8 protein-coding genes and 1 pseudogene are annotated in these 8,502 nt (G+C 37.1%); 7 read left to right on the forward strand and 2 right to left on the reverse strand.

Annotation, left to right across the window (positions count from 1 at the left end; all coding sequences use genetic code 11):
- The 3 genes from CN514_RS14185 to CN514_RS14195 form a co-directional block, all read left to right on the forward strand.
- Window positions 1–978, forward strand: a 978-nt coding sequence (locus CN514_RS14185) for an oxidoreductase (protein WP_141529379.1), incomplete at its 5' end; no start/stop codon positions are given.
- Window positions 979–1,278: 300 nt separating this feature from the next.
- Window positions 1,279–1,572 carry a Dabb family protein gene (locus CN514_RS14190; protein WP_098233154.1) on the forward strand — a complete coding sequence of 98 codons (294 nt, stop codon included), beginning with the start codon at window positions 1,279–1,281 and terminating at the stop codon, window positions 1,570–1,572.
- A gap of 100 nt (window positions 1,573–1,672) precedes the next feature.
- Window positions 1,673–2,212 (forward strand): NAD(P)H-dependent oxidoreductase, encoded by a 540-nt coding sequence (locus CN514_RS14195; protein WP_098233155.1) that lies wholly within the window; start codon window positions 1,673–1,675, stop codon window positions 2,210–2,212.
- A gap of 260 nt (window positions 2,213–2,472) precedes the next feature.
- Here CN514_RS14195 and CN514_RS14200 read toward each other — a convergent pair.
- A pseudogene (locus CN514_RS14200) lies at window positions 2,473–2,985 on the reverse strand (LysR family transcriptional regulator substrate-binding protein); the annotation flags it as partial.
- A 133-nt stretch (window positions 2,986–3,118) separates the two neighbouring features.
- Between CN514_RS14200 and CN514_RS14205 the strand changes: the two are divergent.
- A complete protein-coding gene (locus tag CN514_RS14205; RefSeq protein ID WP_098233156.1) occupies window positions 3,119–4,090 on the forward strand; it encodes a 3-hydroxyacyl-CoA dehydrogenase NAD-binding domain-containing protein in 972 nt (323 codons plus the stop codon).
- Between the two features lie 380 nt (window positions 4,091–4,470).
- Here the strand turns inward: CN514_RS14205 and CN514_RS14210 are convergent, their stop codons facing one another.
- Window positions 4,471–5,358, reverse strand: coding sequence for a TetR/AcrR family transcriptional regulator (locus tag CN514_RS14210; protein WP_098233157.1), 888 nt, complete (start codon window positions 5,356–5,358; stop codon window positions 4,471–4,473).
- A 150-nt stretch (window positions 5,359–5,508) separates the two neighbouring features.
- Between CN514_RS14210 and CN514_RS14215 the strand changes: the two genes are divergently transcribed.
- The 3 genes from CN514_RS14215 (at window position 5,509) to CN514_RS14225 (ending at window position 8,400) form a co-directional block, all read left to right on the forward strand.
- On the forward strand, window positions 5,509–6,942 hold the full coding sequence (locus CN514_RS14215) for a DHA2 family efflux MFS transporter permease subunit (RefSeq protein ID WP_098233158.1): 1,434 nt from the start codon (window positions 5,509–5,511) through the stop codon (window positions 6,940–6,942).
- A 100-nt stretch (window positions 6,943–7,042) separates the two neighbouring features.
- Window positions 7,043–7,903: an SDR family oxidoreductase gene (locus tag CN514_RS14220; RefSeq protein WP_098233159.1), complete on the forward strand. Its 861-nt coding sequence runs from the start codon at window positions 7,043–7,045 to the stop codon at window positions 7,901–7,903.
- A gap of 194 nt (window positions 7,904–8,097) precedes the next feature.
- Window positions 8,098–8,400 carry a hypothetical protein gene (locus CN514_RS14225; RefSeq protein ID WP_286141686.1) on the forward strand — a complete coding sequence of 101 codons (303 nt, stop codon included), beginning with the start codon at window positions 8,098–8,100 and terminating at the stop codon, window positions 8,398–8,400.
- Window positions 8,401–8,502 lie beyond the last annotated feature (102 nt).

The raw sequence follows: 8,502 nt of genomic DNA on the forward strand, positions 1-8,502 counted from the left end.
TTAACAAGATCTTTTGCAGATGATCAAACAGGAGTAGTAGGAGAGGATATTGTTGAATATTACCGAAAACGTGCTGCCGATGGAGTTGGTTTAATCATTTCAGAAGGAACGGTCATAAGTTCACGTGGAAAAGGCATTCCTGGAATTCCAGGCATTTATTCGGAAGAACAAATTATGGGATGGAAAAAAGTGACTGATGCCGTGCATAAAGAAGGAGGAACAATGATCGCTCAAATATGGCATGTTGGTCGTTTATCACATCACGAGCTTGCTGGAAATCTGCCTCCACAGGCACCATCAGCTATTCCAGCTGAAGGACTTGTCTCTCGTTTCCGTAAGCCATATGATGTTCCTGAAGAAATGACAATTGAAGATATTAATGAAGTAATCAATCAATATGCGCAAGCTGCGAAAAATGCAATAACAGCAGGTTTTGACGGTGTGGAAATTCATGGTGCGCACGGATACTTGATTGACCAATTTAATTCAGATATAACAAATCATCGTACAGACAAATATGGTGGTGACCTTGCTCAAAGATTAACGTTAATGAAGGAAGTAATTAAAGCAGTTATCGACGCAATCGGTACAGAACGAACAATGATCCGATTCTCTGCTTTTAAAGCAGATATTCCAAATTACATGTGGGAAGATCCAGAAATGGCCATTCGTACATTTGTTGAGGCATTTAAGGAAGCGGGTGCAACAATGATTCACCCATCGATTATGCAATTTGATCGAGTGCTTGCAGATGGAAAAACGATGCATCAATTAGTCCGAAAATATTGGGATGGTGTCATTATTGGGGTTGGTGCATTAAATCCAGAAATGGCGAATAAGGCGATTGAAGAAGGAATAATTGATGTCGCTGCATTCGGACGTTCATTTATTTCTAATCCAGATTTTCTTCATCGTTTAAAAAATGGTATTGAAATAGAAGAATACGATGTTAAGAAGCATCTTTATACATTAATTTAATGCACTAATATAGAATGAATCTTATAAAGATTTTTCCATGTTCGAGTTGCAGGGAATGCGTAGCTCCTTCCATTGTAATTCCGATATATGCATCGCAGTAAATCAATAACGACAGGCATCTTTGCCATATTAAGACAGTAACGGTCAGAGAGAAATTACGCCAAATTATTGAAATAAACATGTTAGTCTGGAAAGAATATATGTTTATTCATTTGAGAACGATAAAATAGTCCACAATATACAGAAGTGAAGAAAGAAATGATGAAATCAGTTTGGAAGGGTTTTTAAGGAGGCGTTGGCATGATTGAACACGTTGTTATCATCAAGTTCGATAAAATGACGACATGGGAACAAAAGGATAATGTGATTCAACAGCTGAGAAGTTTAGTAAATTCCATACCAGGAATTGTTGATTTGCGTTGTAATCACAATTTTTCCGAAAGGAATCAAGGATTTGATATTGGTCTAACCGTTCGATTTGAAAGCATGGAAGCATTAAAGGCCTATGGTCCTCATCCAGAACACCAAAAGGCAATTTCGTATATGATCGAAGCTGGAATGACTGACACTATTATTGTCGATTTTGAAATTTAGTTGTTTAAGCTTCTATAGTAATGAAAAATCAGCATCTTATAAAGGGTTACCAAAAGTTTCTAAATTAAAAAACAAAATGAACAACCAAGGGGAGATTAGTTTGAAAACATTAGTCATCGTTACACACCCTAACATCGAAAAGTCCAGAATTAACAAGACTTGGATGGAAGCAATACAAAATCAAGACGATGTTACGATTCACCAATTGTACACAACTTATCCTGACCAAAAAATCGATGTTTCTAAAGAACATGAGCTGCTTTTGGCTCATGATCGCATTATTCTTCAATTTCCGTTCCAATGGTACAGCACACCGGCTTTGTTGAAGGAATGGTTCGATAGGGTACTTGTTGGGGATTTCGGAATACGAAGCACGACCTTTCCATTACGCGGCAAACATCTGGGAGTAGCGGTTTCTACATTCGGTCCTGCGGAATCATATCAGCCTACCGGTTACAACCGTTACACGATGGAGGAATTGTTGAAGCCGATTCAGGCTACGGCTTCGAACCCATTTATCGGTATGACCTTTATGACACCGTATATTTTGCACGGGATTGGTGACGTAACCGATGAGCAATTGGCACAAAACGCTGCCGAATATGTAAAATATGTAACAAACCAGTCAGTAACGGTTTAAGCTGAAGTAATTGTAATAATTAACATAAAAAAGATCCTTCTTTTAAGAAGGATTTTTGTTTATCTTGTTGGACTAACGCATGCGTTAGTTTAATAGCACGAAAGGCTGTTATGCAGCCTTTTTATTGTGCTAACTGGCAGGATAGTTAAGTGAATAATTTCACAAATAGTATTCTTCAGTTTAGTAAACATTTTTTTTGTTGAAGACTTGGTGAAATTAATCTAACGGTCAAAAATTTTTAAAAATAATAATGGAAACCTTTAATAAATCTTGAACATTTCATAGTTATCTTTATAGTACGAAATAATAAAGTCACGAAAATTTCTTACCGAAGAAGATAACAATTTATGTCTTATCCAAGATAAGCCGACTAGATATGTAGAAGAATTATCAGTAACTTTTATATAATTTAACCCCAATGTTCTACAAACTGAAATAGGAAGTAAAACCACACCCTGATCAAGCTTTATAACCTCGACCTGTAAATAAGAATCTACTTCAAATACAATATTAGGCGGGATGAAGCCAGCTTTCTCACAAAGCAAGGTTTTAAAACCACTCTTCTCCTCACTATTAGCAAGAGTAATAAATGGTTCATTGGCGACTTGACTTAACGAAATTTCTGTTTTACCCGTAAATCTGTAGTTCAAGGGTAAAACCAGAACAATATCTTCATTTACCAGCAAACAACTCTCTATCTCTTCATCTTGAATAGGATGACCTGCTATTCCTAAATCAATGTCCCCTTTTTTTAAACTTGTCATTATTTCGCTTATATTATGAATTGGATTAAATGTGAATACAGGGGTAATATAAACACGTAAGCAATAGTATCAACGGAAATTCTATTTATTTTTAAAGCTTTCTCAAATATATAGACCCATAAAAAGAAAGGAATGACTTGGCATGAGCACTCAAACTAACTCACCTCAATTACCAGAAAATCTTCGTAAATTCAATCCAGTGACAGTGATTGGAGCTGGTCTTATTGGTATATCATGGACAGCATATTTTCTTGCGAAAGGATTGGAGGTAAAAGTGAATGATGTTCGTTCTGATTTAGAGGACGTTGTGCATAAGGGGATAGTACAGATTATCCCGTCGTTACGTGAACTTGGACTCCCTACGGAAGGTCTTACAGACAGACTTATTATTGAGAAGGACCTTGAACGTGCATTGGAAGGTGCTGCATTGGTACAAGAAAACGGTCCTGAACGTATTGAATTCAAACAAGAGTTATATACTCAGATTGAAAAATTTGTAAATAAGGATGCTTTATTATTGTCATCTTCTTCTGGGTTAAAAGCAAGTGATATTTCTAAAAACATGGTTCATCCTGAACGTATGTTGATTGGACATCCTTTTAATCCGCCGCATCTTGTCCCACTCGTTGAGGTTGTACCTGGAACCAATACGGCACCAAAGACAGTCGAACAAGCTGTTGCTTTTTATAAAGCGTTAGGGAAGAATCCACTTGTATTGAAGAAAGAAATAGCTGGATTTGTTGCTAATCGTCTTCAATCAGCATTATTTCGTGAGGCTATCTATTTAGTGTCAGAAGGTGTTGTTTCGATGAAGGACCTTGATGAAATTGTAACAAGTTCGATTGGTCTTCGATGGGCAGCAGGTGGACCGTTTTTGACTTTCCATTTAGGGGGTGGAAAAGGAGGATTCCCTGCTTTCCTAAAACATCTAGGACCAGGAATGGATTCACTTTGGGATAATCTTGGTAAGCCACATTTAAATGAGGCTATGGCTCAATCATTATCCGAATTGTCTATTTCTTCTTTTGGCGATACATCGGTCGATGATCTTGAAATAGAGCGTGATCAACGACAAATAAGTATCCTTCGTTCATTAAATAGAAATACAAATTAGATTGATAAATATGTAAAAAAACAATTTTACATATTATTTCTGATTTTTAGCATATTAGGTCAATTTTAATTTTTCCTTGTTCAACTAACGCATGCGTTAGTTGTACAACATGATCGACTGTTTATCGGTCTTTTTTTGTGTGTAACTGGCAGTTTAGTGCAATAAGTGAAGGATTCTTTTAAGCATAGAAAGAATTTACATTTAAAAGATTAACATATTCATTTTTTACAATATGAGAAAAAGTTCTTGTCAAAACCAAATGACAAGAACTTTAACTGGTGGGGCGGCGGCTACACTAAAGACTACTCAGACACTTAATCTATTGGACATATCCCAAAACCAGATTTAGCTGTTCTTCACATTAGCAACTTAAAAAATAATTACTCATCCAAATTGAAGCACAGTTTTCTTAATTGTTCAATTATGCTTTTAAGCTCATGCTCTTTCTTCAAAAACTGAAGCATGGCAAGGATTAGTGCAGATCTAGGCTGATCTCGCTCTACTTCCTCCTGGAGTATAACGAGTGCTTCATGCAGTTCTGTTTTGTTATGATTCGTTATCGCCAATTCTTTTAGGGTAGAGAAAAGAAGCTCGAACAGCTTACGTCTTTGTTCAGCTACAGAAACAGTGTTGCCCTTATAGGCTGATTCCACATAATTATCCATCATGTTATTTTGTAAAATTGCTTTTGGTTTTTTATTCAGGGCGCCGCCAACGACTTCCTCCAAGAGATCCACAATAAACATAGAAACATCTCTTATATTTAACGGCCTGTTATCAAATATTATTAAGAAAAGATACTCTTTAACGATCCCATTATAAACCGATACAAGGTCCCATATATTAAGTTCTATTTCTTTACCAAACCTACGAATCAAGGCATCTTTATTCATATTGAGAATATTTGCTCGTTGACTAAGCAGAATAGAGGCAATTTTCCCTTCACTACCTTGCATTTCAAACGTATTCTTCATTATAAAATTATTCTCAATAAAAAAATAAAATTGACATTCGGTTTCACGAATGAAAATTTCTCTTAAGGTAAGTGTCGTGTCCGATCTAATCTCTTCCATTTTTTCGAAAAGGCTTTCCTGCTTTGTGTGATGCACCTCTACGAATAGATCCTCTTTAGAAGGGAAAAATTTATATAATGACCCTTTTGCGATTTTGCAATCATCAGCGATATCCTGAATCGATGTTGCAAGATAGCCTTTTTCTGAAAAAAAACGTTCAGCGGAATCAATGATGTTTTGTTTGACAATACTCAATCTACTTCCTCATTTCAAAAAAAAATTGACATTCTTAAAAAATTAGATAAAATTAAACTTGTAATGACCGATTGGTTTTTCGGAAAAACCAACAGTCAAATATGTTTGATGTTTGCTAGGCATCAAGCCACAGAAGAGAGGAACGTTTAAATGTCTACACAAGCAACTGAGAAATTAACATCATCTCAAGAGTTCTCGGTCAAATCCATTATCACTCCACTTCTTGCAGTTATGATTGGTATGTTTATGGTTCTTCTAGATACTACAATTATGAATGTTGCTATTCCAAGTTTACAAAAATATTTTAACAGTTCATTGGAAACAATTCAATGGACCGTAACTGGTTATACACTTGCGCTAGCTACGATAATTCCTTTAGCTGGTTGGATGACAGATAAATTTGGAGCCAAGCGAATTTTCCTCATTACGATTACTTTGTTTACTATTGGTTCAGTCCTTTGCGCTTTCGTCCAAACTCCTGAACTGCTGATATTATCCCGTATAATACAAGGCCTTGGTGGTGGAATGGTAACTCCCATCGGTATGGCAATATCTTTTAAAATGGCCCCTCCCGATAAAAGGGGAGCCGTTATGGGGATGCTTGGTATACCTATGCTAATTGCCCCTGCTACAGGTCCTTTGTTATCTGGATGGTTAATTGGTATAGCATCTTGGCATTGGATTTTCCTAATCAATTTACCAATTGGAATAGCTGCTGTGATTGTTGGTCTAAAGCTTCTGCCCAATCATCAGCGAGGTAAAGCACCTGCCCTCGATATTCTAGGAATGATTCTTGCCCCGATCGCCTTTTCCATGCTAACTTATGGTGTCAGTGAGGTAGGAAGGGGCTGGAGTTCCACTGGCGCATTAACGGGATTGATTGTTGGGGGTGTCACACTTCTCATTTTCATTTTCGTAGAGCTACGTCATAATCAACCATTGCTGGAGCTGCGTGCATTTAAATCATTAGATTTTACTCGCGGTATTATCATAACTTGGGCTTTACAAGCCTCCATGATAGGGACTATTCTCTTGAATCCTTTATTCCAACAAGGCGTATTAGGTCGAACACCTCTCGTGAGTGCGGCAATCTCGCTCCCTATTTCCTTGGGAGGTCTAATATTTACGCCATTCGCGGGGAAATTATCCGATAAAATAGGCGCCCGACCTCTTGTCTTTACTGGTATGAGCCTTATGTCAGTTGCTTTATTTTTGCTTTCTGGGGTAAATCTTAATACCGGAGTAATTGAATTAATGATTCTACTTTTTATGGTGGGATGTGGCATGGCCATATCAATGATGCCTTTAAATGCTCATGTTTTAAAGTCTGCTCCTCGTGAACTGGTAAGCAGAGTAACACCTTTAACATCAGCTACTATTCAAGTTGTGAATTCATTTGCCGTAGCCGCTTTAACGGGTGACTTATCTTCACGAATAAGAGAACGTATGGCGGACGCTGGGGAACACGCCATAAATTTAAAAATTAATGCCTTAGCTTTTGGTGACACATTCTTAATTATAGCCTGCATTGCCACGATTGGTGCGATTTTAAGTTTATTTCTTCGTAAACCTCACATTAATTAAAAAGAATTACTCTTAGCATAAGGAAAGAGTGACAAATATTATATTTTGAAATTTTTGAACATAATTAAAATGTAATTGACAAACGAGAGGAGTTTTTAGTATGAGCGTAGCTATATTAGTGATAGGAGCTACCGGAACAACAGGCAAAGAATTGGTGAAACTTCTGGCGAAGAACGGACATAAAACGCGTGTCACTGTTCGTCCCACAAGCAACACAAGCGAACTGCAAGCATTAGGAGTCGAGTTGGTTCAAGCCGATCTTAACGACTTCGACTCACTTGTAAATGCCATGAACGGTATCCAAAAAGTATATTTTGCAACACCTCTTGTTCCGAATATGGTGGAACTTTCTTCTTCGATTATTCGTGCAGCTAAAAAAGCCGGTGTGAAGCATCTTGTAAAGTTATCGGGCGGCGGGGCTGAATGGGATACATTGGCAAAGTGGCATAATGCAGTTGAAAAAGAAATAGAGCAGTCGGGCATGGCGTATACGTTCTTGCGCCCAAATACATTTATGCAAAACTTAGTTAAATTTAACTCGCATACCATTCGTGATCATGGGGCATTCTATGCGCCGCATGGCGACGGAAAAGCTGCTTACATTGATTCCCGAGATATAGCCCAGGTTGCCTATCGGGTCTTAACGGAAGAAGGCAATGAGAACAAAGCATATTACTTGTCGGGACCAGAAGCACTTTCCAGCGCCGAAATTGCGGAAATTCTTTCTTCAGTAACCGGAAAATCAATTAAGTACGTAGACGTACCTGTTGAAGCTGCTCGAGCTTCTATGCAAAAAACAGGCATGCCTACTGAAATCGTTGAAGGCTTGTTAGAACATTATCAGATTATGAAGTTAGGGCACACAGCAAATGTCTCTAATACGGTAGAAGAAATAACCGGTCATAAAGCAACCTCCTTTGAGACTTTTGCTAATGCAAATAAGGAAGCATTTATCGGTTAATATATAGTTCAAAGTAAAAAGGGCTGTCTAAAAAAAGTCTATAAAGACTATACGGATAGCCCTTTGTTTTTTCGATTTAGTTATCCTAGCATTATCACATTAATAAAGATAAAGGATCAATGAATAAGATTTAATTCTTATTCAACTAACGCATGCGTTAGTTCAAGATTAACTTTTCTTGAAAGTGGTGAATTATGAAAGGAATTTGGATTGAAGCTGAAGCGTGGTCAAATGGATATGATATTTATGATGAAAATACTGATGTGAAAGTAATATTCGAAGATGGTACTGAAGGAGTTGCGACCTTTATTACATATAAAAATATTTTGAGTTTAAAAGAAAAAAACCAAGCTACTGGCGAGTGTCTGAATGGTAAATATTTTTGGGCAAGAGATATGTTATTGATAGAAGATATAAGTCGTAAAACTATAACAGATGTTGTTATTCAACTATTGAAAGATGATGAATTTTGGTCCGTCTTTGAAAAATGTAATTAGAATGAGCTTATTCAACTAACGTAGTACGTTGGTTGAATAAAGTTGGGCTGCTTCGGTAGTCCATTTTTTATTGCCCTAAATGGCAGTTTAGTTCAATAAGGA

Origin of the sequence: Bacillus sp. AFS001701 (assembly GCF_002559405.1) — a bacterium.
Classification (GTDB): domain Bacteria; phylum Bacillota; class Bacilli; order Bacillales; family Bacillaceae_G; genus Gottfriedia.